Raw genomic sequence first — 25,851 nt, 5'->3', positions numbered from 1 at the left:
TGCTTAACTAAAATTATTTTTTAAAACTACTTCTACAACCGTTCCTCTAGGTATATTTTCAAAAATATTTATAGTTCCTTCATGTTTTTGTACTATCCATTTAGCTATAGAAAGTCCAAGACCTGCACCACCTGTTTCTCTATTTCTACTCTTATCACCTCTATAAAACCTTTCAAATACTAATTCTTTTTCCTCACTTTTTATACCAATACCATCATCTTTTACATAAATGATGCACTTATTATCTTTTTGGGTAAGAACAACCTGTATATTTCCTCCTCTATAAGTATATTTAATAGCATTATCCAAAAGAATTACCATTAGCTGCTTAATTCTTTCTTCATCACAGTTTACAATTAAATTTTTCTCTAAATCAGTTTTTACCTGCTTATCCTCCATATCTGCAGCTTCAGCATATATATCAGTTATTTTTTTAATGAGCAAATACATATTTACAGTTTTTTTATCTATTTCTACTGCATCAGAATCAGAACGGGTAAGAATGAGCAAATCAGCTACCAGTTTTGATAACCTTCTTGTTTCCGATAAGGCTATTCCTAAATTTTCACTTTTAGTTATTATCTTATCCTCTGAATTTCTAATAACCAACTCCAACTGTGCCTGTATTACGGTAAGGGGTGTCCTGAGCTCGTGGGAAGCATCCCCCACAAACCTCTTTTGTTTTTCCCATGCCTTAACTATTGGAACCATACTCCTTTTAGCAAGAAGATTTCCAGCTAGCGTACAAACTAAAAGTACAATAATACTTCCCCATATTATTATTTTTAACAAATTCTTTAAGAATTCTATTTCTGAATTTGTATTTCTAAGCAGCTGAACCATTACTGTTTCACTCTTTAGTTGAGCTGAAAATGCTATGCTTCTGAAATGAAACCGTTTAAAGTTTATGTCATATAATTGATCCACCTTAGTTGGTTTGATATATTCCTGATTTGCCCTATAAAATATATTTATATGAGTATCCAAAATAACTTTTCCACTTTTGTCACGTACTATGGCTATCACCCTTGGATCTAATGTAGATAAATAAGAACTATTTTGTGGCATATTTCTTTGAATCATATCTCTTGAAATCAGCAAATTTTTATCTATTGAGAAATATATATTAGATTTAGCATATAAGTAAATAACAACATTAAATGTTAAAAAAAGTATAAAAAATACCCCTACATTTAAAAATGTAAGCTTTAATTTCAGCTTTTTAAACATTTGACTTATCACTGGATTTAAACATGTATCCAATTCCCCTTACAGTTTTTATTTCTCCATCACAACCGTGTTCAACTAATGTTTTCCTCAATTTGTGCATATATACCTCTACAATATTTATGGCAGTATCTGATTCAAAACCCCACACTCTATCAAATATCTGCTCTTTAGTGAGTATAGTTCCTTTGTTATTTATTAGATACTCCATAAGATCAAATAGTTTAGCCTGTAAATTTACCTTTTCATTATTTATTGATAATTCTCTAATTTTGATGTCGATTTTTAAGTTTCCACATTTCAATATATTTTCATTTATCAGTGCTCCACTTCTTCTAAGTAATGCCTCAATTCTCACTTTTAGCTCTTCTATATGAAATGGCTTTGAAATATAATCGTCAGCACCTATTTTAAAGCCATTTATTTTATCTTCCAGAGAATCCTTTGCGGTAAGCAATAGTATTGGCGTACTTACTCCATTTTTCCGCAGACTTTTAAGTATTTCATCTCCATTTAAACTTGGGAGCATTATATCTAAAATTATAAGGTCATATATATTTTGTTCTGCCATATAGAGTCCTTCTTCTCCATCCAAGGCAGTATCTATACTGTAATAATCTTTAAGGCTGTTTTTTATACTTTGAGAAATAAGTTTATCATCTTCTACTACAAGTATTTTCATTATTTTTCCCTTTCAAATAGAATGTTCTTTTAATTAAATATTCCCATATAGGCTAGATATTATTTAGAAAGGCTTTTGGTTAATAAATCAGATAACAAGCAGAAACTTTCCACCATAGTCCTTCTTTGCTCTTGAGACATATTACTGAGAGCTTCTACCTCCGATGCTTTAAGCTGTTCTAATATCTCTTTTGCATATTTACTTCCCTGTTCTGTGAAGCTGACTACTTTATTTCTGCGGTCTTCAGGATCTAATTTTCTAGAAATATATCCTTTTTTCTCAAGGCGGGATAATATTAAAGAAACCGTCTGTTTTGGCAGGCATAATTTATCACAAATTTCATTTTGACTGCAGCAAGGAGAAACTTCTATTACATATAAAATAAACATAACCGTATCCTGAATACCATGCTTTTTTGACCAGATACGATAAATTTCATTAATTTTAAACCAGGATTCATAATAATCACTTAATAGCTCAGCAACTTCATTTTCTTCATTCATATTTCATACACTCTTTTCTAATTATAAAAAGGTTAGTGACTAACGCCGCTAAAGTTTAATCCTACAACTCCTAATATAATAAAAAATATAGACAAAACTTTTAAAATACTTATATTTTCTTTAAAAATAAAAATTCCTATTACTGATATAATAGTAGTTCCTGCAGCTGACCATATAGCATATGCCACACTCACAGGTATCTTTTTTAAAGATATTGAAAAAAGTACAAAGCACAAGCCATACGTTAGAATTGTTCCTAAAGCTGGCAGTAATTTTGTAAATCCATCAGACATCTTCATACAAGTTGTTCCTATTGTTTCAAGTATAATAGCTCCAATTAGATAAATCCATTCCAACAATAAAACCTTCTTTCACTGTTTATAATAATATTAGTCTATTTATGGACTAATATTATTATAAGCTAAAGGTTCTTTTTGTTCAATTACAAATAATTTTGCTGAAAACAAAACGAAACTATATAATAAGATGATGCTCTTATTACAATCTCTATTGGCCTAAATTCTTATGCAGTGCTATAATTACATTATTAATTTAAAGTACAGAGGTGCAAATTATGGACAACACAACTACTGAATTAGAACTGCTTTATACTGATGCTAAAAAAGATCCTTCCTTAAGAAAGAAGCTGCTGGAAACTCATCTCGCAGATGATCCTATGGATACATTTTGTAAAATAGCCTGTGATGCAGGACATCCTATAACTGTTGGGGGTCTTCTTGCAGTTGGACAAGAGTACAGTGACAACCAATGCAAAAGCACAAACGGCGGAAATCCAGATCCCTACGATTCATTTGAAGACGCATACGAAATGTTTTTATCTTCCTTATAATCTCACTTAATACATAATTAATGGATTGCCTAATTTTAAGGCAATCCATTTTTGTGGTCCATAACTTTAGTAACTTCGTACATTTGCCGGACACTTGATAATGCAAACACGTTACCTATATTTAACCCCTCTAACAATTCGTATCCTACATACCCTATCATTTGTGTAATACTTTTTTAATGTCAAATCTCCAGCATTTTCTTGGTAACACACATTTTTGAACTTAGATTTCCAGTTTGCAGAACTAAAACTAAAAGTTACAGATTATTAATAATAATTTCCAGTTATTGATATTGAAACTAATATAATAATGTGTATAATAGTTAGTATAGTTAATTGTTAGATATGCTAACTATTAACTATACTAATTATTACTCATGCTAACTATCAATATATTAAATTAATAATGTTAACAGAATAATATGAAAAAGCATTTTAGGAGTGTTGTTTATGAATAAGAAAGATACCGATTTAATTAAGATTGATCCAATGGAGTTAACTTTTGGGGTAACTGACGAGATTATTAAAATATCAGATTTAATAAATAAAATTGGTGAAGAAGGCTATAAAAAGTTTGAATTAACACAGGTACAATTCAAAGTTCTGTATTACCTATATTTATGTGGTGATGAAGGAAGTACTTCATCTACTCTTAGTAAGAAATTAGGAGTAAAGAAACCTAGTGTAACAACTTTAATTGATAGAATGACATTAAAAGGAATTGTTCTACGACAGGAAAATAAAAATGATAGGAGATATACAAAGATTACTATAACAGAAGATGGGAAGAAAATTTTAGCTGAGATATTACCAGATAAAGAAAATATTATAGTGTCTTTATTAGGTGTTTTACCAGAAGAACAGATGCAAATTCTACATGAATCACTTGTAAAAATTAGACAACGTTTGACTAACAGGTTCTTATAAGTAAATATATTAGTTGGTTTGGGAGGATTTATATGAAAAGAAAAAAAATTGCATTAGTATTAGCTCTAACAATTACAACAGGTTTGTTTTCAGGATGTAGTAAGAATTTTGTTTTGACAGGAGATAAAATAGTAAAACAGCAAAGTGACCACTTAACTGTTCAAGGAGACATAGAGACTAAAGAAATAAATATAAATTCTAAAGCTGCAGGAAAAATAACAGCTATAAAGGTAGCTGAAGGTGACAGCATAAAAAACGGACAAGTTTTAATAACTATAGATAATAGTTCGCTAATTGCAAAAGAAGCTCAATCAAAAGCTCAAATCGATGCAGCTACTGAACAAATGAAAGCAGCACAAGCAGCAAAATCATCAGCACAAGCACAACTTCAGAAGGCTCAAAATGGAGCAAGACCGGAGGAAATTGATGAAGCCAAATCTCAATATGATTTAGCGAAATCTACATACGATAGGATAAATGCACTGTATAGTAAAGGCTATGCAGCTAAAGAAGATTTAGATAAGGCTCAAACAGATATGGAGGTGGCACAAAATCAATATGATGTTGCTAAAGATGGATCAAGACCTGAAGATATAGCCGCATTACAAGCACAAGTAAGTCAAGCAGATGCAACAATACAGGGATATCAAGCCCAAATTAAACAAGCTGAAGGTGGGCAAGATGAAGTGCAAAGTTATATAAATGATACAACAATAACAGCACCGGCAGATGGAGTTGTAAATCAGTTAAATGTAGAGGTTGGTGAACTTGTATCTACAGGAATGCCTCTTCTTGTAATGACAAATACAGTTGCACCCTGGGTTGAATGTGATATAAAAGAAACAGATCTTTCAAAAGTGAAGTTAAATGAAGAAGTGCCTGTGAAAATTCCTGCTTATCCTAATCAAAAGTTTAAAGGTAAAATAGTTAGAATTAATAAGGATGCTGATTTTGCAGTTAAAAGGGCAACAAATGATAATGGGGATTTTGATATAGTGTCCTATGGGATTAAAGTTGAATTAATTGATATGAATAAACCACTTCATGCTGGAATGACAGCCTTTGTTGATTTTGGAAAGAAGTGATGATTATTATGAAAGAAACAATATTAAAATTTAAGTATATGATAACTCCTATCTTAATGCTTTTTATAATTGGCATTGGGGGGGCTATTGTTTTAGCACTTGAATTTAGTGCTCATTCACTTAGTCAAATTCCAACTATTATTGTAGATCATGATAACTCTTTATTATCTCAATCTTTTGTTAGGGAACTAAGGACAAATTCAACATTTAATATAGTTGCATATAGCCAAATTGATAATGATGTTAAAGATTTAATAGACAAAGGAGACATAGCTGTAGGATTTATTATTCCTAAAAATTTTTCAAAGGATCTAACTGATGGAAAGAATCCCAACATTATGGTTGTTTATGATGGGGCACAAATGGCCATGACTGCTTCTAGTAAAACAAAAATTGCACAAATTCTAGGTACCATTAAATCAGCATATTTAATAAATGTAGCAGAGGATCAACTTGGATTAATGCCAGAAGTAGCTAAAAATTATATCAATCCTATAGGTTACAATTATAGACTTATAGGAAATCCTACTCAAAATATGTTTAATTTTTTCATTCCAGGATTTTCAATCAATACTATTCAGGTTGGAATGATTATAGTTGTAATTTTATTAATAAAAAAAGGTAATAGCTATAAAAAAATATGGATTAAAGGTATTATGGTTGGACTTCTGGGATCAGCTTGTGTTTTTACTATATTTGTAATTTTTTGTAAATATTTTGGTTTACCTTATAGAGGGTCTGTTGAAGCAGGAGTTATGTTAACTATTCTCTTTTGTATTGGAATGACATTTGTGGGAGTACTTTTAAGTATCTTGTTTAATGGAAAGCAGATAGATGCAGTAGGACTAGCAGGCCCAGTAGCAATAACTCTATTTTTGGTTGGATACACATTTCCAACTGTAGCTATGCCTGATATTGCTCCTATAATAGCTAAATATATTCCATTTTACTACTATGCCATACCTCTAAGAGATTTAACACTTATAGGCGGAAGTTTTCAAGATAACTTATCTAATATATTCTGGCTTACTAAATTTATGATTTTTATGTGGGTGGTTACATTCCTTTTATATAAAATGAAAGAGGCTAAAAGGCTTAGAAATATTAGAATAAATGAGAAAAATAGTATCATCAATAGTCAAGATGAAGAGGTGATAACATAATGAACAGTCTTTTTAAGATATTAAAAGAAGAAAGAAGCTCCCTACTTAAGACTATTATACTCACTATTGTAGCAACACTTATTTTTGGCTATGCCATGTCTAATCCTTATATAGAGCATCTTCCATTTGGTGTAGTTGATAGAGATAATTCAAATTTGTCAAGAACTATTGTACAACAGCTTAAAATTAACCCAGGTTTAAATGTTAATTATTATGCAAATTCGGATACTGAACTTGAAAAAGCAATAAGAGATCGTAGGGTAAATGGAGGTATAATAATACCTAAGCATTTTGAAAAAGATGTAAGTATGGCAAAATCACCTAGTGCCTTATTGCTAATAGATGGAACTGATCTTCCCATACTATCCAATGTTTTAGCATATGCTAGTCAGGTTTTAGGTACGGTAAATGCTGGTGCTCAAATAAGTGTTCTTCAAGGAAATGGTATGGTTCCATACCAATCTAAGCAAACTGTTTTAAACTTTTCTTATGTTGAACGCGTACTGTATGAGCCTCAAAGTAGTTATCTTAGATATTTAATTTATACTTTGATACCTTTAGTTAATCAAGGTTTTTTTGTACCACTACTTTTAGTACCTGCTTTAATGAAGAAGAAAGAGCAATTTGCACATATTAAGATGCGTTCAAAAGAAGGTGTAAAAGCTGTAATTGGCCTTATAGGAAGAATATTACTATATTCTACTCTATGTAGTATAGTAATTTTCACTTGCTTATGTATTGTTGATAAATTATTCTGTGTACCTCTTCGTGGTGATATATTAATATATATTGTTTTAATGAGTTTATTTTTTATTAACCTTACAGCTATGGGATTAGTTTTAACATCATTTATGGATAACCTTGGTCACTTTATACTGTTTTTTAATTTGATAAATATAGTTATATTTCTAACCTGTGGTGTTGTGATGCCAGATTATCTGCTGCCAAATGGGATGGCAGATGCTCTTAATATTCTATGGCCATTCAGACATATGACTGTAGCATTAAAAATGTTAAACTTAAAAGGATTAAGCTTTGATCTTATGCTTCCTTATTTGCAAAATGAGCTTAGGTTCGGCGCATTTTGGTTACCAGTAGGACTTGCACTATACTCTGCTAAAATTGCCTTTATGAAATATAAAAACAGTAAACTACTACAGAAAGCTTAGAGCTTTACATTTTTCATCTTCACTAGAAACATACTTAATATTGGCATTAAAATTTGTTGTTTCTGTGTTTCTTATATAAATCATAAAGTTTAAAGTTAAATCTATCATTACCTAAAATTGCTTATATAAGTCTCAGTTGAATTTATAACTTTAGCATTTAAATAAAGTTAGCAATTTGGATAAGCTTAATTGTAGAGTTAACTATCTATAGGGTTTTTAACTAATAACTTAAATTATACATTAATTGAAATCTATTGATCTCAATGGTTTAACTATATGTATAATTTAATTTTAGACTTATAAACCCTATACAAGATTTCTAACTTAAAAATCAACTTATACGTAGGCATATTTTTAAGTTAAGAATTAATAGTGAGTGAATTTTTTTCTTCAATATGCTCGAAAAAACTTAAATTTAAAGTTTATTGAAGCTTTGCTTTAATTGCACTATGTTTTAGATTTTCTGTAGTATTAACGGAAGAAAATCAACCATAATTATTAATTCTTAACTCTTAATTTCTAATTATTAAAAATATCCGCAGTATAAGTTGATTTTTCGTTTAGAAATTTTATATTATTATTTTACAAATTTAATAACTCCATCTTTTCTCTCATGTGCTTTTGATATGCCTTCAGGATATCCAATGGATGCCATTCCCCAAACAATATGATTTTCAGGTATACCAAAACTACTTAGTACTTCCCTTACTTCTTTTTCATCACAAATAGTTCTTAATTGATTGATCCAACAGGAACCTATCCCTAGTGAATTTGCCATTAGAAATATATTTTCAAGAGCACAAGCACAATCAGCAAGTCCATTTACATTTTCCTTCTCATTGGACAACATAATTAAAGTTGGAGGTGCATAAAAATTATATCCAGCGTCTCTTCCTAATGCTTTTCTAACTACTTTTGCTAGCAGCTCCATCTTCTCTCTACTTTGAACGACTGTAAACTGCCAAGTTTGTTTGTTCATACCACTTGGTGCATACACCCCAGCTTTTAAAATCAATTCTAATTCTTCGTCTTTTATTTGTTCTTCTTTGAACTTTCTTACACTTCTTCTTGTTAAAATATTTTGTAAAACTTCATTCATAATGATGTCTTCCTTTCATATATATTATAAGTTAATTGCCTATAAGAAAATCTAGAATATTCCATCCAGCTGAAGACTGTGCCTTATACAATTCTGTATACCCACATTTTTTACAACTAATAGTAATAAATTTCTTATTCTGTACATCAAATATCTTTGAGAAATTTCCTCCTGTTGCCTGAAATTGATCTGATTCATATTCTGTATTTCCACATTTTGGGCAGATGTATTGTTTCTTTTCCATTTAAACCCTCCTCTTAACCTATATATGATTGTAAAATAATTATGATTGATTTACGATAATATCTTAGTATACCCTTTGCGATTATATTCCAAATAAATAAAAAATAGTGTTAAAATATAACTCATAACAATATATAAATGAGATAGACATAATTAGAAAGGTACAGAAATTAAAACTAGTAGTATCTCTCAAGCAAATGGTCGTGTAGAGCGTCTATTCCAAACGTTACAGTCACGGTTACCCTTAGGACTTGAACTAAGCAGCTGTAACAATCCTGGAACAGGCAAATGAATTCTTCAACCACTACATAAAAGAATTCATTACCAAATTTGCTCTTGAAATCAATCATACCAAATCTGTGTTTGAAAAACAACCATCTGTTGATAAAATTAATTTAACACTTAGATCATAAGATTGATTGTGGAGATTTTCGAAAATGGTTGACGCATTACTTCTGGGAATTTATTGTACTTAATTTTATATTTGGAGAATCAATTTTCATTAAACCTACATAAACAATTGCAGCTATAGCAACACCTACAAACCATGAAATATTACTTAAACTTTTTAATGAAGGAATGAAGTCTCCTATTAGTGCAAAAAATGCTCCAATTAGCGTAGCAATAAATGCTCGATAATTATATCCTTTATTATAAGTATATTCTCCATTCAAAGCATATAAATCATCCACATTTAATTCTTGCTTACGTATAATAAAATAATCAGCAAACATAATACCTGCAACCGGACCAAGTGCCCCACCAATTGTTCCTAAAAATGACATTACATTTGTAGCACTTTCCATTGTCTTCCATGGAAAAGTAAACACAGCTAAAATTGCTGTAATATAAGCTCCACGTTTAAAATTTACATACTTAGGAAATAAATTAGCAATATCATACGCAGGTGAGACCATATTTGATGCAACATTAACCGACATTGCTGCAATGCAAAGTGTAATTACTGCAGCTGCAATTACAAATGGACTATCAAAACGAGAAAGTACATCTACAATATTCCAAATTGGTTTTCCATAAGCTACCTGAGTTCCTGACGTTACAGTAATACTAGCAAATGCAAACAGTGCAAAAGTTCCAGGTAATCCTAAAAATTGTCCCTTCTTTTGAGCTTCTTGAGATTCCGCAAAACGTGTAAAATCAGGAATATTTAATATCAAAGTTGCCCATATTGATATAACTCCCGTAACACCTGCAACAAAAGGCCAAAATGCTTCCTTAAATGTTCTAAACTTTCCTGGTTGAGAATAAATTGGTCCAAGACCACCAGCAATGCTAATAGCCCAAAAAACCATACCACCAAAGACTAGATAAACCATTGGGCCTGCAAAAACTTCAAATTTTTTAATAGATTCCATACCATGATTTAATGTAAATAAATGAAGTGCCCAAAATAACAAAAATGAAATCATACCCGAAAGATGAAGTCCAAAAAAACTCCAGTTACCACCAAGGCTATTCCATGATGGCCAAAGTTTTTGTATCAAAATATTAATAGCTGTGCTTCCTGCATATGTTTGAATTCCAAACCACATAATAGCAACAAATGCTCTCAACATTGCTGGAATATTAGCACCAATAACACCAAAGGAGGAACGAATTAAAACTGGAAATGGTACTCCAAATTTTGTGCCTGCATGTCCATTAAGTGTTAATGCAGCATATAATATTAGAGAAGCAGTAATAATTATTCCTAGGGTTTGCCATGGCGAAAGCCCTAATGCTATTAACCCTCCTACAGTAGCATAAGTAGGAATATTATGAATGATTCCCATCCAAAGTGTAGCATAATTAACAGTCTTCCACGTACGTCTTTCTTTTATAATCGGTTTTAAATCATCATTTGTCAATGAATTAGAATTTTCAAACTTATAATTTTTCAATTTAATGCCCAAAATATAAACCCTCCTCATATTTAAATAACAATTCTACCTTTTATCGTATAGCTTTAACTAAACAGCCCGTACCATGTTTTCCTACAATTTTGCCATCATCATAAACTATATTTCCCCTTACTATTGTAGTAACTGGAATTCCTTTACCCTGAAGTCCAATAAAAGCTGATATTTTATTTTTATAAAAAAGTGACTCTGAAGTAATTTTCCATTTTCTTCTTGGATCAACAATTACAATATCAGCATCTGAACCAATATTTAAATTACCTTTTCTAGGATATAAATCAAAAATCTTTGCCGACTCATTAGATAAAAGTTTTGTCAATATAGTAGGGGATAATCCTTTCTCATTCACTACTTTATTAAACATAACTTGGAATGTAGTTTGTATGCCACTTATACCTCCCCAGATTTCCCATATGTTATGTTTATCTTCTGATTTTTCTTCAATAGTACAAGGAGAATGATCGGATGCTATGCAATTTATTGTGCCATCCATCACATAATCCCAAAGTTCCTCCTTATCTTTATAACTTCTTAATGGTGGAGCACATTTGAATATTGCACCATTTTCTACCATATCATTATCCGTAAATACAAGATAATGAGGGCATGTCTCTGAAGTTACATTTACTCCTTGATTTTTTGCTTTTTTTATTTCTTTAGCAACCTCTGGGTGGCTTACATGACAAATATGAACTTTTCCACCTGATTCTCTTGCCATTTCTATCACATTTTTAACTGCTAATAATTCTGCAATAACCGGCCTTGATTGAAAATAATCTGATCTAGCAAATTTATTCTCCTTTTTTAACTTTGTTTCATAACTTTTTATTATTGAATAATCTTCACAATGGAATCCAATAACCATTCCTAATGGAGTAGTTATTTCTAATGCCTGTCTTGCTATTCCCATATTTATGGTAGAATAATCAGAAGAAACTGGACCTAAAAATGCTTTTAGTCCTATTGCACCTGACTTATAAAGTTCCTCTATATTCTGCACATTATTATCTACAAGACCACCCCAGAAAGCATAATCAACAACAGACTTGTGCATGATTTTATTTTGCTTATCTAAAAATATTTTACTTGATGTAAGTGCAGGTTCATTCTGAAGCGGCATATCAATTATAGTTGTTACACCTCCTGCTGCTGCTGCTTCAGAGCCATGAATGAAGTCTTCCCTCCATTCAAATCCCGGATCATTTAAATGTGCATGACAATCTATAGCACCCGGAAATATCATTTTTCCAGAAGCATCAATTACATTAGCAGCATCAATTTTAATATCAGTATTTGTAATGCCCACTATTTTACCGCTTTTTACAGCTATAGAACCTTTAAAAATATAATCATTTTCTATGATTTTGCCACCTTTAATAAACAAATCTAACATCTAAATTTCACCTCAAAATCAATTAATTATCAATTCACCACGATAGCCATCATCTAAAATCTTGCCCTTTTCAAATACTTTATGGCCTTTTGTAACTGTGTAAACTACCTTACCTCTAAATTTTTTACCAATAAATGGGCTAACCGGATGTTTGTATAGCAAGTCTTCTTTTTTCAATATAAAAGATTGATTTAAATCAATAATGGCCAAATCCGCATCACTTCCAACTGAAATTGTTCCTTTCCTAGGATAAATTCCAAATCTTCTAGCTGGATTAGCAGATGTTAATTTAGATATTAATTCCAGTGAAACTCCCCTCTTCCAATATCCTTCCTCTAACAGAACATTTAATGTACTTTGAGCTGAAGAGATACCTCCCCACACATTAAATATGTTTTTTCCATCACTCATATCCTTTAAATCGGGTGAAGATGGTGAGTGATCAGAAGATATAATATCAATATCCCCATTTATGAGCGCTTTCCACAATTGATCCACATCATCTTTTTTTCTAAGTGGAGGAGAACATTTCGCTATTGCACCCTGTGTTACGATGTCATCTACAGTTAAAGATAAATAGTGTGGACAAGTCTCTAATGTAACATCCACTCCTCTATTTTTTGCAAGTTTAACTCTTTTAACTACTTCACTATTACTTACATGAGCTATATGAATTTTACAATTTGCCACTTCTGCCATACACATAGCTCTATCTACAGCCTCAACTTCTGAAATAATTGGTCTTGAAGCAGCATAATCTTCAGCAGCAATTTTTCCTTCACTTATCGCCTCTGAAGCTAAATGACTAGTTATAACCTCACTTTCTGCATGAAGCATTACTATAGAATGTAGATTAGATATTTTCTTCAATCCTTCAAACAAGCTGTTATCATCAAGATAATTAAATTCCTTGATACCACTGTTTGACATGAAACCTTTAAAGCCTATAACTCCACATTTCTTTAAATCCTTTAAATAATTTAAATTTTCAGGAACTAATCCTCCTAAAATGCCAAAGTCAATTATAGATTTTTTCTTTGCCAAATCTTCTTTTATTTTAAATTGGTCAGGATAAATTAAAGGCGGATCACTGTTTAATGGCATGTCAAAAAATGTTGTAACTCCACCTGCTGCCAAACTACAACTACCAGTATAAATACCTTCCCACTCAGTTCTCCCCGGCTCATTGAGATGAACATGTACGTCAATCAATCCTGGTAAAATATAAAGTTCTTCTGCATCGATTATTTCATTAGCAGTTGCAGTCTCATTTATTTTAGGACTCACTTCAACTATTTTACCGTTTAATATTCCAATATCTCCTTTTTTAATAGAATGTTCAGATACAATATTTCCATTTTTTATGATAAGATCATACTTATTCATTACTACCTCCTACTTAATCTAAAAATAGAACTAAGAATGTAAAGAACTGCCCCATTCAAAATATTTATTTTTTTATAAAAACGTTTAATTATAAAATTACAATCAAACAACTATAAAGAATGTTCCTCTTTGTAATCGTTAAGATCGGTAACAACAGTATCCTTCATTAATATCCAATAAGAAAGTCCGCTTACAAATACTCCTATAAACCAGGAAAATGAAGCTATTACTTTAAATTCAGGAACCATAGCTGCAGGTACAGATATTATCACTCCAAGCAATAATGCCAATACAGCCTTTTTATTAAAACCATTATCATACCAATATGATCCACTCAATTGAAATAACATTTGTACATCTACTTTTTCCTTCTTGACTACATAATAATCTACTATGATTATCGCAAAAATTGGCCCTAGAAATGCAGCCAGACCGCCTAAAAAGTAATTTACTGCAATTGGATTTGCATATATTTTCCATGGCAGTACTACTATGGAAAGCATGGCAGTAATTATTGCACCTCGCTTGAAATTAATATGCTTTGGAAACAAATTTGCAAGATCATAAACAGGAGAAACTAAATTTGCTATAACATTAATTCCTAAAGTCGCAATCATAAATCCAACGGCTCCAATAAGTTGAGCTGTATTATTGGGAATTTTTTGTACTAATAGTATAGGATCATAAATTGCCGAACCAAATATAACTATACTTCCTGCAGTCGTAATTACACTTGCTATGGAGAATAATGTAAAATTAACAGGCAATCCTAAAAAATTAGCTCTTTTAACCACTTTAAAATTTGGTGAAAATCTAGTAAAATCACAGACATTAAGCATAATTGTACTAAAATATGCTACTACCAATGCAATTGCTACTACAAATGTATAGACGGCATTTAACCCAAATAATCTTTTACCTGCTAAACCAACATTTAAGTTAATATGTCCACCCGATGTATTTACAACCCATATTATCAAGAAAAACATTAAAACGTAAACTAAAGGCCCGGCTAAGTTATTGAATTTTCTGACTATTTCCATGCCATATATCATTATTAACAATTGAACAGCCCACATAATTAGGAATCCAATCCAATAAAGACTATTCAACCCCAAAAATGATCGTGACATTAAAGATTTAGCACCCGGAGCAAATATTAATATAATGCCTACAACCGACACCGATGCTAAGTAAGTCTGTATACCATACCAAAATACTGCAACTAGGCCTCTAATTAAAGCAGGTATATTGCCTCCCCAAACCCCAAAAGATATACGGCTTATTACAGGATATGGGACTCCAAGCCTAGTTCCAAGCCTGCTGGTAAGATTGGAAAAAAACATTACAATAGATATACCAATAATTTCAGCTAATAAAACTTGCCATGCAGTCAGTCCCATAAAAAATAAACCTGCTGCAAAGGTATATCCACCAACACTATGGACATCAGACATCCACATTGCAAATATACTATATGTTTCCCACTTACGTTCTTTTGCAGGAGCAAGATCTTCATTATATAGTCTTTCATTAGGATTAACTAATTCTCCATCAAATACATCTATATCTTTTTCCATTATAATTCCTCCCTAGTTTGTTAAATAAATCACTTAAGCATATAACAAAATTTCCAACCCACTTTCTTATCAAAATAGCCTATTGAACTTAATAATATATCAACATCATAGTTACATACATATCTAGTACAATAGGCTAATTAAGTTTAAAAACTTTTTTATCAATCATTTAATTTTCATATTTCTAATTTTTATGTTATACTTCTTTACTGAACTTTTCTCTCCACTCTTTTCCTACAACTTCCATATTCGAATTCTTATGAGTTCTTCTCAATCTGTTTAAAGTAGGCATACCGCATTGGAATTCCAATAACCATCTTTTTGCAAATTCACCTTTTTCAGTTTCTCTAAATATTTTTTCAATTTCATCATAATTAATAACTCTGGGTCCAGAAGTTCTAACTGCAAATTCACAAGTTCTGCTGCATCTTTTCGACAAATATTCTTCTATTCCAACTCGATCTATATCGTCAATTACTGACCTAATGGACCTTATAGCCTTTGCATAAGCAAAGGATTTTGGATATCCATTCTTAGCCATAGTTTCATACACTGCCCTCATAAGATTGATTGTTCCACCATAAAGAACCTGTTCTTCAAAGTTATCTCCTTCAGTCTCATGTTGGAATGAAATATATACTGTACCAGTTCTTGTGCTGCCAACACCTTTAGCAATCGCAAGAGCTGTTTCTTTAGCATGTCCAGTAACATCCTGGTCTACAGCAACTGCACCATATATTCCTGAACCATCTAGAAATTTTTGCCTTACAACAGGACCTGGTCCATTAGGAACAAAAAGTACTACATCTACAAATTCTGGTGGCACAATTGTTCCATACAATATTGCAAACCCATGTGCAAAGCAAAGTGTCTGATTTGGTCTTAAATTTTGATGAATTGATTCATAATAAACTGCAGGTTGAGCAGGGTCTTGAAGTAATATCATTACTACATCAGCTTTTTTAACTGCCTCATCAAAAGGATATACAGTAAATCCATCTTTTTCCGCATTTTCCCAATCCGGATATCTATCCTTATTTCCTGCACCAATTATAACATTTACTCCATTGTCTCTTAGGCAATTGGATTGTCCTCTTCCCTGACTTCCATATCCCATTATTGCTACAACCTTACCTTTAAGTGCATCCATATTAACATCTTCATCATGATAAACCTTTTCAATACTACTCATACTTTTTTACCTCCTACTATTATTTATAATCTTTTTTTATTAGTTTTTTAATATTTATAATAATACCTATGCAACAATTACAGTCCCTGTTTTACCTTCAATAGCATCTGCTGCACGTTCTAGTGATGTAATTATTGCCTTTCTCTTACTACTGGATTTTACAAACTTAATTGCAGCCTGAACTTTTGGAAGCATGGAACCTGGAGCAAATTGTCCTTGTTCAATATATTTTTCTGCATCTTTAATTGTTAACATATCAAGATTAGCTTGATTTGGCTTTCCATAATTGATTGCTGTCTTATCCACTGAAGTAAGTATTATTAATAAATTTGCGTCAAGTATTTCAGCAATTTTTTCACTAGCAAAATCCTTGTCTATAACTGCAGAGACTCCTATTAAACTATTTCCTTTAGCTATAACAGGTATGCCTCCTCCTCCAACAGTTATAACAACCTCTCCATTGTCAACAAGAGTTTTAATGGTTTTTTTTTCTGCTACATCTATAGGAATTGGAGATGGTACAACTCTTCTCCATCCTCTTCCTGCATCTTCCTTCATTATATAACCTTTTTCCTTAGAAATAGCTAAAGCCTCTTCTCTACTATAAAACGCACCTATTGGTTTTGATGGCTTATCAAATGCTGGGTCTTGCTTGTTAACAATAACTTGGGTTATAACAGTTGCTACAGGAATATTCATCCTTCTACTTAACAATTCTTCCCTTAATGCATTTTGAAGATGAAATCCAATATACCCCTGGCTCATGGCTCCACACTCTGGAAATGGCATTTTGGGAGTTTTAGCACCAGTTTTGGATGCAGTCTCCAAAGCAAGATTTATCATTCCAACTTGAGGTCCATTACCATGAGCTATTATAACTTTATCTCCCCTCTGAATTAAATCAACAATTGGTTTTACAGTACTTTTTACTAATCGCTTTTGTTCTTCTGGTGTATTACCTAAAGCGTTTCCACCCAAAGCTACTACTATTTTTCTGCTTTCCATGCTTTTAGTTCACTCCTTTTATGAAATACCTATCATAGATGCAATAAGTGCCATTCTTATTGCTACACTAAAGCTTATCTGCTTAAAATATAGCTCATGTTCTGTATTATCTATTCTAAAATCAAATTCTCCTTTGAATCTTGGTAGAGAATGCATTATTCCTATTATTTTTCCAGTTTTCTTTTTTGCTTTCTCTAAAGTTTCTAGATCAATATAATAGTTTGCTGCCTTTTCCATGAATACATCTCTTGCATCCTGTCCTACAGGAACGCTGCAGCCTGGAAGATAAACAAGATCACAAGTTGTTATTAATTCACCCTGCTCTTTCTTGTTTAAATCAAAATGTTCTTCATATTTTGCACCCATATCATTTAATTTACCTTTTATAAGATCTGGAGTTTTCAAATTCTTTGGTCCTGAATATACTATCTCAGCTCCCATTCTGGCCAAACCTAAAGCAAAAGAATGCCCACTTCTTGCTCTTGTTAGATCTGGTGATGTTACCATTACTCTTAATCCTTCAAATCTTCCAAAAGCTCTGTAAACTGTATACATATCAAGAAGTCCTTGAGTTGGATGAGTTATATTTCCCCAGCCGCAAGAAATTACTGGAACTTCAGCTGCTGGAAGTGCTTCAAATACTTGCTTATCATCAGGATGTCTTAAACCAATTATGTTTGCATATTGAGAAACTACTCTAAGTGTATCCCATAATGATTCATCTTTAGCTACAGAAGAATTATGACTTGGATCTGATTCAGTTATAACTGAACCTCCTAATCTAATCATTGCAGTTTCAGTACTAAATCTAGTTCTAGTACTTGGTTGAAAGAACATTGTGCATAAAACTTTACCATTCATTATATTTAATTTTGATCTCCAGTACGGTTCCAAAACTTCAGCCGCCTTAAATAAACTTAATAATCCTTCCTTTGAAAGATCATCAACAAATTTGAAATTTTTTCCTTTGAGTCCAGTAGCTTCAAGATAATCACTAAGCTTATTTGTTTTAAAATCTTTAGTAATAGGCATAATAAAATTCATCCTTTCTTAATTTTATACATTTCTAACTTTAACTAAATTTTATCTAGTTTTAGCAGTGTTTCTAGTAATACATCACTTCCCCTTTTTATATCTTCAAATGAAGTGTATTCTTCAGGTACATGGCTTTTCCCATCCTTACTTGGTACAAATATCATACCAACATCAGTAATTTCTGCCATTACTGCCGAATCGTGAACTGCTCCACTCAACATTTTGCAATAGGAATACCCTCTGCTTTTAACAATATCCTCAATAATATTGTTAATTTTTTCACAAGTTCTAGTGCCTTTAAACGAAGTTATTTGCCTAATATTGCATTTAACTTCATATTTATCTGAAATTCTATTTGAATAATTTATTACTTCTTTAAGCACTCTATCCATAGCATAGTCATCTAAGTCTCTTATATCAATTGTAAAGCCTACTTTTTCAGCTATAACATTTGATACATTAGGGTGACATTCTATTTTACCTACTGTAGCAACTGTTGTAGATAACCCATTTTCTTTCACTATATCGTTTACATGTGAAATTATTTCTGAAGCTGCTATCAAAGCATCTTTTCTCATATTCATAGGCGTTGCACCAGCATGATTTGATTCTCCTATAATCTCCACACCATAAGTTCTAGTCCCAGCTATCCCCTTCACAATACCTATAGACAAATTATTTTTATCTAGAACTATGCTCTGTTCTATATGAAGTTCTAACATACCAAGAATGTCCTTCTTGTCTAATCTTTCATTATCAATATTTTCAGGATTAAGACCACTTTCTTCTAAAACTTCATAATAACTTTTTCCTTCAAAATTTTTTATATTTTTTAATTCAGATGAAGCAATTTTACCAGTTATCACTTTACTCCCCAAAGTAGTAGCTCCAAAATTAGAACCTTCTTCCTCAGCAAAACCAATTAATCCTATTGTATGCTTTGTATTTATGTTATTTTCTTTTAATACTCTAATAACTTCGAGGGCTGCAATTACTCCAGTTATACCATCAAAACTTCCTCCATGTTTCACTGTATCCATATGAGAACCTACCAAAATAATTGGTAGATTTTCACACTGGCCCTTATATGTGCCTCTTAAATTTCCAACTCCATCTATTTTTACATCCATACCAAGTGAAATCATTTCGTCTATTAAATAATTTTTTGCTTTTTTATCCTCAATACTATATGAAAATCGTGTACATCCTTGTCCAGGAGTACTGGTGAACTTTTGAATTGTTCCTATATCCTTTTTTATTCTTGCTAATGAAGTCTCCATACTCATCATTTCCTAACATTTTATAAAATTACGTCTCTATTACAATCCTTAGAATAAATATAAGTTAGTCTTTCTCTTCCTGTAGTATACACTGCTTGTTTCATGAAAGGCCCAAACCATATGAAATCTTCTTTCTTAACTTGTACCCATTCATCTCCAAGTAAGTATATTCCTTGTCCCTGCATTAGATATGCTCCATGCTCCTGTACATGTGTTTCTACAAAAGGATGACAGCCATCTGGTTCAAAACTTAAAATATGCATATTCATGTCAAATCCTAATTCAACTGGAAGTAAATCCTTTATAAATACGTTTTCCATTTCATCATAAATTCTTTCTTCTATATCATTGACATTGCCAAATACTGCCCTAGCTGATTTTCCTTCAAGAGGAATATATCTTTGTTTATAAAGCAATATCCTCATTGTTCCTTTAGATTCATTTTTTATGTTCATCCCTAAATCTGCAGGTGCAAAAGCATATCCTCCCTGTTTTAATTTCTTTTCTTCGCCTCCAACTTTTACTTTAAGCTCTCCTTCTCCATCCAAGAAGAATACAAAAGTTTCAATACCATCTCCTCCAAATGTTTTAGTAGTTTTTGCATCTGGTGCTACTTCACCTATATACTGTACAAAACTTGTTCCCATTTTTGGTGAAGCAAGTATTGTCATTTTAAATCCTTCAAAATTTGGTATAACATTAATTACCCTTCCTTCTGGTGGTAAAACAGCATACTCCCCTAATTTAATTACAGCTCTTGATACAAGATGATCTTTTGGATAACTCATTTTATAACCCCTCCTAAATTTTTTAAATTATTTTCTATATTTTTATTATATTTTATAAATTTTGTAAAATAAATTACTATATATTCTAAAATAAGGAAATGGCAATTATCTATTTTGGATAATAAACTTCTATAAATTTTCTCTTATATCACTTGTTATGGATAAACAACATTAAACGTTTTATCCATAATAGATACATTTTTTAATCGATTTTATGTTACTATTTATATTAAGAAACAATTTATTAAAAGGAGGATATAAAGATGCTCGAACTATTAAAAAAGAGAAGAAGTATAAGAAAATACACAAATGAAAAAGTTTGCGATGAAAAAATATTAAACTTAATACAAGCTGCATTATTCTCACCAACATCTAAAAATTCTAAATCTTGTGAATTTATTATTGTTAAAGATAAAAACTTATTAAGTAAACTTTCTAATTTCAAACTAGGTGCCTCATTTTTAAAAAATGCTGATCTTGGAATTATCGTTATGGGTAATTCCTTGCTAAGTGATGTATGGATAGAAGATGCTTCAATTGCAGCAAGTAATATCCATTTGTTATCTCAAGAAATAGACCTAGGTTCTTGTTGGATTCAAGTAAGAAATAGAAATTATAATGAAAATACATCCTCAGAAGAATACATTAGAAACTTGTTTAATGTTCCTGAAAACATAAACATTCTAGCAGTAATCTCTGTAGGCTTCCCAGGTGAGCAAAAAGATCCTTTGACAGAAGAAAACTTAAATTACAATAAAGTATATTTGAATAGTTATTTAAATAAATACTTAAAGTAGCAGTATGAATTATTATCAAGGGACTGTCGCACTAAGGAATTTACATTACAACACATTGTTTTGCAAGTCACTTGCTAACACAATATGTTGTAGAATTTATTTTTAGTGCGACAGCCCCTTCTTGAATTATTTAAAGTAAATAATTCTTTTAAGCAAAAATAGAGGAATATTATAAATTATTATCGTATACAATAATATATTCTTTTTGTATACGATAATGATTTATATAGAGGTGTTCCAATTGTTAAACATTTTAATCGAATTTCTTAAAAATAAAGTTATTTGCGAATATTACATTCTAAAAGAATATCCTTATGATGATAATTTTCTTTCTACAGTTTTTACTGATGACTGTGACAACAATGATGATATTCAGCCAAATTCTTTATATATTCTTAATTTAAAAACTTTTGATTTGACCAAAGATAATATTATCAAAACATTAACTAAGCTTTCAAATAAAAATATTACTTTAATTTTATTTAGCAATAAGGAAGATAACATTATTAATAAAAACATTTCTAATATATTTGTTCAATATGAAAAAGGACTTAAAATATCAATAATATACATAGTAACAAATGAGCCGGTTTCCAAAATTATTAATCTACTTTTACTGCAAATTAACCAAAGTTATCTAAATGAATTAAATAGAATCAAAAAAATTTATGATGCATTCTCTTATATATCTTTAAAAGAATTAGGTCTTCAGGCAATATTAGATTATTTTAAAAAATCCATAGGTAATCCAGTTGCCGTATTTGACATAGATAACAAATGTATTGCCTCAACAGATAAATATTTGGATAAATACTTTAAAATTAAAAGTTCAGCTATCAGAAATGATTTTCATAATTTGTACTACTTTGCACAAGCTGTCCAAATATCTAATAACAGTTCAAATAAGGAAATATCTGAAATTTTCTTTCCTATAACTGTTCAAAATAATGTAAAAGCTTATATTTGTATTTTTGAAATCAATAAAAAACTAAAGGATACTGATTATTTTACTCTGGAAGTTGCGACTACTGCTACTCTAATTGAAATGAAAAAGCACATTGCAATGAAAACCATTGAAGAAAGATTTATAAATGATTTAATTTATGATCTTATAAATAATAAAGTTACTGATGAAAAAATGCTTTTAGAAAGATCCAGTCTTATTGGTTTAAATATTAAAGGAAAATACTCAGTAATACTATTAGACATTATTAGCTCTTCAAAAACAAAATTAAAAAATCCAAATCTAAAACATGAAGATATTTATGATAAAATTTTCAAATTGGCCTCAAGAAAAATTCAGCATAAAAACCACCACTGCATAATTGGTAAGTTAAGTAATACAGTAATTACTTTATGGTCAATGGATGAGCAAGATGTTGAAATTACTCTTGCTTCTATAAAGGATATTTTTAATAGCATTCAGAAAAAAATTATTGAAGAATATGAAGATATTAAAGTAGTCTCCGGTATAGGAAAACCAGTAGATAATCTTAAACTAATATATAAGAGCTATAGAGAAGCAAAAGATGCTATTGCGCTTGGTTCCACCATCTATTCTAAAAATGCTATTATTAGTTTCAAGGACTTAGGAGTTTTAAGATTAGTAAGTAAAGTAGATGATAGAGATTCCTTACTAGAAATTATACCTAAAGAATTAATTAATCTTAAAAAACATGATGAAAAATATAATACCCAATTACTTGAAACACTAAGGATTTATCTTGAAAACAATGGTAATGCCTCAAAAGCTGCCCATGTTCTATTTGTACATTATAAAACCATTTTGTATAGATTGGAAAAAATAAACAAAATTTGCAACATTGATTTAGAAAATTATTATAACCGTCTAGAACTGGAAATCGGTCTGGAATTAATTAAAGTACTAAGTTATAACAATATTCCTGTAAAATGATACAAAACATACTACTAAACATATCTGTAAAATACTTGAAGTGTTTGGGATTCAACACAAAAAGATAACGGAATTGTAGCTTTAATTGGCAACAATAATGCGGCAGCTTTTCTTATTTCCATTTGTTTCTACTAACTTCTTAATAACCTCATATTTAATTGTACCTTTCTAATTATATTCACTTTATTTATATGTTGTTATGAAGTATATTTTAGCACTATTTTTTATTTATTGGGGACATAATTGCAAATGGTATACTAAGACATTATCACAAATCAATCATACTTTTTAACAAACAAATTCCCACTTGCTTGAAAAAACTTTTTTCATATATTATACTGGTTATAATTTTAAAAAGTATTGCTAGGGCTTGGCCCTTCTTTTCCCTAAAGAAGAAAGGAGTTCAATATATATGAGGAGAAAATATATAAATTATCCTTCAAATATACCTGTTTCTATAAATTTAACAAATATAATGAATTATCCTCTCCACTGGCATAATTCAATAGAAATACTTTATGTCCTAAAGGGCACTCTTTATATCACCATAGAATCTGACAAATATGAACTCATAGAAAAAGACATAGAAATAGTAAACATAGATGAAACCCACAGTATTGTAAGCAGTGATGCAGATAATAGAGTCTTAGTATTTCATATAGATCCTTATTTTTTTGAAAAATACTACAGTGATATTGAAAACATGTTTTTCTTTACCAATACCACAGATGACAGGGCTCAAGAAAGTGAAGAATATGATATTTTAAGAACCTTTTTAGCTAAAATAGCTTGTGAGTTAATTCAAAAACAAGATAACTACGATGAAGAAATCGAAACTATCCTTATAGACCTTCTCTATCATCTCATAAACAATTTTCATTATTTAATGTATGAAAATGAAGATTTAAAGGAAAAAGAAGAACAGCTTGAAAGGTATCACAGAATTTCCAAATACATATTTAATAATTATAACGATAACATAACACTGCAGGATATTGCAAAAAAAGAATTCTTAAGTACTGACTACTTGTCCCACGGTATAAAGGATGTCACAGGATACAGTTTTACAGATTTATTGAATTCAAATAGAGTTGAAGAGGCCCTAAAACTTCTTTTAGATACAGATAAAACTATATCTGAAATTTCAGAAGAAGTAGGATTTTCGCATACCAGGTACTTTAACAAACATTTTAAAATTCAATATAACTACACTCCCCTTCAATATAGAAAAAAATTCAAAATAAATGATGAGACTTTTGAAAAACAAAAAATCATTGAATTTTTTAATCTAGAAGAAAGCCTTCAGTATATAAATCATTATTTGGAGGACTATGACAGGTTCAATTATGAAGATAAAATAACAAAGATAAATATAAATATGGGAGATGACCTTGGAAAGTTCAGCAAAAATTTTAAAGATATATTAAATGTAGGAAATGCCTTTGAACTTCTCCTGGAAGATAACAAAGATATATTAGGAGTTCTTCAGGAAGAAATAGGCTTTATCTATGCCAGACTTTTAAATATTTTCAGCGAAGATATGTGTATATTTCCAGAGTCTAAGTTCTATAATTGGAATAGAGCTCGGGATGTACTTGAATTTTTAGATACACTTAATATAAAACCTATTATAGTCTTAAATGATACTGGCTTCTCTACTTCAAGCTTTCTATTAGCTATAAAATCTTTCTTAAATTATTTTAATGACTTAGATAGTTTAAACTTAGATTCCTTTAAATTTCAATTTGACTCTACTCTAGAGCCTGCTGTTATAAATAAAGTAACAGAACTTTTATCTACAAAATATAAACTTGAAATAATTAAAGATGCATTTTATACAAAAGACAGCATAGATTTTATCTACGATACCACATATATGCTGCCCTATATTATACATAGTGTAATAAACAATACAAATTCTTTAAACTTTTTAAGAGCCTTTGATGTGTTAGATAAACAAATTAACTTGACTAATGAAGTGTTTTTTGGATACCCAGGACTTATAAATAACAAGGGAATAAAAAAGCCTTCTTATTATGCCTATTACTTGTTGAATAAACTTGGAGACACTTTAGTTGCTAAAGACAAAGGGTATATAGTTACAAAATCTAATAATGAGTATCAAATCTTACTCTACAACCACCATGACAATATAAATAAACTGATTCCTTTTGAGAATTTTTCAAAACTTAGAGCTGTGAAAAACGCTGCTGTACAAAAACTTTCAATAAATATAGTAAATATACCTTCATCTATAAAAATAACTACTTATGAAATGAATGAAAAATCCGGTTCCTCATACAATTACTGGGTTGATATGGGAAAACCCAAAAGACTAGGCAAAGAAGAAAAACAGATTCTTCACAAAGCTTCTTTTCCAAATATACATTTTAAAAGTTTTAAAAAAAGTACTGTATTTAATATACGAGCTAAACTCAAAGGTTATGGTGCTCTATTAATTCTAATAAAAGAGGTCTAATAATATATTAAAACAGGTGCTATTATGCTATTTCAATAATGTGACTATTTTCACGCTATAACGACATAGTACCTTTTTATGAACCTTTAAGTGAATGTAAATTTTGCCAAAAAGCATTATAATTTAACTATAGA

At 30.6% G+C, this 25,851-nt stretch carries 23 protein-coding genes and 1 pseudogene; 9 read left to right on the top strand and 15 right to left on the bottom strand.

Features of this window, described 5'->3' with window-relative positions:
- Positions 1–3: 3 nt before the first annotated feature.
- The 4 genes from CLAU_RS17850 to CLAU_RS17835 are packed head-to-tail and all read right to left on the bottom strand — an operon-like array spanning position 4 to position 2,768.
- Positions 4–1,263 carry a sensor histidine kinase gene (locus CLAU_RS17850; RefSeq protein ID WP_035787953.1) on the bottom strand — a complete coding sequence of 420 codons (1,260 nt, stop codon included), beginning with the start codon at positions 1,261–1,263 and terminating at the stop codon, positions 4–6.
- Positions 1,223–1,909, bottom strand: coding sequence for a response regulator transcription factor (locus tag CLAU_RS17845; protein ID WP_013238207.1), 687 nt, complete (start codon positions 1,907–1,909; stop codon positions 1,223–1,225). Before CLAU_RS17845 ends, CLAU_RS17850 begins: the two co-directional genes overlap by 41 nt.
- A gap of 59 nt (positions 1,910–1,968) precedes the next feature.
- Positions 1,969–2,412 carry a MarR family winged helix-turn-helix transcriptional regulator gene (locus tag CLAU_RS17840; protein WP_013238206.1) on the bottom strand — a complete coding sequence of 148 codons (444 nt, stop codon included), beginning with the start codon at positions 2,410–2,412 and terminating at the stop codon, positions 1,969–1,971.
- Between the two features lie 32 nt (positions 2,413–2,444).
- Positions 2,445–2,768, bottom strand: a complete 324-nt coding sequence (locus CLAU_RS17835; protein WP_023163293.1) for a DMT family transporter — start codon at positions 2,766–2,768, stop codon at positions 2,445–2,447.
- Between the two features lie 218 nt (positions 2,769–2,986).
- Between CLAU_RS17835 and CLAU_RS17830 the strand changes: the two genes are divergently transcribed.
- The 5 genes from CLAU_RS17830 to CLAU_RS17810 all read left to right on the top strand — a co-directional run bounded on the left by CLAU_RS17830 (position 2,987) and on the right by CLAU_RS17810 (position 7,606).
- Positions 2,987–3,262: a hypothetical protein gene (locus CLAU_RS17830; RefSeq protein WP_013238204.1), complete on the top strand. Its 276-nt coding sequence runs from the start codon at positions 2,987–2,989 to the stop codon at positions 3,260–3,262.
- A gap of 450 nt (positions 3,263–3,712) precedes the next feature.
- Entirely contained in the window at positions 3,713–4,189 is a 477-nt protein-coding gene (locus tag CLAU_RS17825) for a MarR family winged helix-turn-helix transcriptional regulator (RefSeq protein WP_013238203.1), read from the top strand.
- A 32-nt stretch (positions 4,190–4,221) separates the two neighbouring features.
- Positions 4,222–5,274, top strand: coding sequence for an HlyD family secretion protein (locus tag CLAU_RS17820; RefSeq protein WP_013238202.1), 1,053 nt, complete (start codon positions 4,222–4,224; stop codon positions 5,272–5,274).
- An 8-nt stretch (positions 5,275–5,282) separates the two neighbouring features.
- Positions 5,283–6,437, top strand: a complete 1,155-nt coding sequence (locus tag CLAU_RS17815) for an ABC transporter permease (RefSeq protein WP_242832262.1) — start codon at positions 5,283–5,285, stop codon at positions 6,435–6,437.
- Positions 6,437–7,606 (top strand): ABC transporter permease, encoded by a 1,170-nt coding sequence (locus CLAU_RS17810; protein WP_013238199.1) that lies wholly within the window; start codon positions 6,437–6,439, stop codon positions 7,604–7,606. The genes CLAU_RS17815 and CLAU_RS17810 overlap by 1 nt, the downstream gene beginning before the upstream one ends.
- 577 nt (positions 7,607–8,183) lie before the next feature.
- Here the strand turns inward: CLAU_RS17810 and CLAU_RS17805 are convergent.
- Together CLAU_RS17805 and CLAU_RS17800 are read right to left on the bottom strand one after the other, a co-directional pair.
- Complete coding sequence (locus CLAU_RS17805; RefSeq protein WP_013238198.1) at positions 8,184–8,705, bottom strand: nitroreductase family protein; 522 nt, start codon at positions 8,703–8,705, stop codon at positions 8,184–8,186.
- A 31-nt stretch (positions 8,706–8,736) separates the two neighbouring features.
- Complete coding sequence (locus tag CLAU_RS17800) at positions 8,737–8,949, bottom strand: zinc ribbon domain-containing protein (protein ID WP_013238197.1); 213 nt, start codon at positions 8,947–8,949, stop codon at positions 8,737–8,739.
- 159 nt (positions 8,950–9,108) lie between these two features.
- On the opposite strand from CLAU_RS17800, the pseudogene CLAU_RS21550 reads away from it, so the two are divergent.
- Positions 9,109–9,352: pseudogene (locus tag CLAU_RS21550) on the top strand (ISNCY family transposase); the annotation flags it as partial.
- Between the two features lie 45 nt (positions 9,353–9,397).
- Here CLAU_RS21550 and CLAU_RS17795 read toward each other — a convergent pair.
- The 9 genes from CLAU_RS17795 to allE form a co-directional block, all read right to left on the bottom strand.
- On the bottom strand, positions 9,398–10,861 hold the full coding sequence (locus CLAU_RS17795; RefSeq protein ID WP_013238196.1) for an NCS1 family nucleobase:cation symporter-1: 1,464 nt from the start codon (positions 10,859–10,861) through the stop codon (positions 9,398–9,400).
- A gap of 40 nt (positions 10,862–10,901) precedes the next feature.
- The gene (gene allB, locus CLAU_RS17790) at positions 10,902–12,260 is read right to left on the bottom strand and encodes an allantoinase AllB (protein ID WP_023163291.1); all 1,359 of its coding nucleotides are present in this window, start codon (positions 12,258–12,260) and stop codon (positions 10,902–10,904) included.
- Between the two features lie 18 nt (positions 12,261–12,278).
- A complete protein-coding gene (gene allB, locus CLAU_RS17785) occupies positions 12,279–13,646 on the bottom strand; it encodes an allantoinase AllB (protein WP_023163290.1) in 1,368 nt (455 codons plus the stop codon).
- 110 nt (positions 13,647–13,756) lie between these two features.
- Positions 13,757–15,226, bottom strand: coding sequence for an NCS1 family nucleobase:cation symporter-1 (locus tag CLAU_RS17780; protein WP_023163289.1), 1,470 nt, complete (start codon positions 15,224–15,226; stop codon positions 13,757–13,759).
- Positions 15,227–15,422: 196 nt separating this feature from the next.
- Entirely contained in the window at positions 15,423–16,418 is a 996-nt protein-coding gene (ilvC, locus tag CLAU_RS17775; protein WP_013238192.1) for a ketol-acid reductoisomerase, read from the bottom strand.
- A 66-nt stretch (positions 16,419–16,484) separates the two neighbouring features.
- Positions 16,485–17,423 carry a carbamate kinase gene (gene arcC, locus CLAU_RS17770; RefSeq protein ID WP_023163288.1) on the bottom strand — a complete coding sequence of 313 codons (939 nt, stop codon included), beginning with the start codon at positions 17,421–17,423 and terminating at the stop codon, positions 16,485–16,487.
- A gap of 18 nt (positions 17,424–17,441) precedes the next feature.
- On the bottom strand, positions 17,442–18,455 hold the full coding sequence (locus CLAU_RS17765) for an aspartate/ornithine carbamoyltransferase family protein (protein WP_023163287.1): 1,014 nt from the start codon (positions 18,453–18,455) through the stop codon (positions 17,442–17,444).
- Positions 18,456–18,499: 44 nt separating this feature from the next.
- Positions 18,500–19,738, bottom strand: coding sequence for a M20 family metallo-hydrolase (locus tag CLAU_RS17760; protein ID WP_023163286.1), 1,239 nt, complete (start codon positions 19,736–19,738; stop codon positions 18,500–18,502).
- A gap of 20 nt (positions 19,739–19,758) precedes the next feature.
- A complete protein-coding gene (allE, locus tag CLAU_RS17755; RefSeq protein ID WP_013238188.1) occupies positions 19,759–20,526 on the bottom strand; it encodes a (S)-ureidoglycine aminohydrolase in 768 nt (255 codons plus the stop codon).
- Positions 20,527–20,789: 263 nt separating this feature from the next.
- Here allE and CLAU_RS17750 point away from each other — a divergent pair, with 263 nt between their 5' ends.
- The 3 genes from CLAU_RS17750 (at position 20,790) to CLAU_RS17740 (ending at position 25,717) form a co-directional block, all read left to right on the top strand.
- The gene (locus CLAU_RS17750; RefSeq protein WP_023163285.1) at positions 20,790–21,323 is read left to right on the top strand and encodes a nitroreductase family protein; all 534 of its coding nucleotides are present in this window, start codon (positions 20,790–20,792) and stop codon (positions 21,321–21,323) included.
- 241 nt (positions 21,324–21,564) lie between these two features.
- The gene (locus tag CLAU_RS17745; RefSeq protein ID WP_013238186.1) at positions 21,565–23,238 is read left to right on the top strand and encodes a PucR family transcriptional regulator; all 1,674 of its coding nucleotides are present in this window, start codon (positions 21,565–21,567) and stop codon (positions 23,236–23,238) included.
- A 412-nt stretch (positions 23,239–23,650) separates the two neighbouring features.
- Positions 23,651–25,717, top strand: a complete 2,067-nt coding sequence (locus CLAU_RS17740) for a helix-turn-helix domain-containing protein (RefSeq protein WP_013238185.1) — start codon at positions 23,651–23,653, stop codon at positions 25,715–25,717.
- The last annotated feature ends 134 nt before the right edge of the window (positions 25,718–25,851 follow it).

It is taken from the genome of Clostridium autoethanogenum DSM 10061 (assembly GCF_001484725.1).
GTDB classification, from domain to species: domain Bacteria; phylum Bacillota; class Clostridia; order Clostridiales; family Clostridiaceae; genus Clostridium_B; species Clostridium_B ljungdahlii.
The sequence above is the reverse complement of the archived record's forward strand: the minus strand, read 5'-3'. Positions and strand labels throughout refer to the sequence as shown.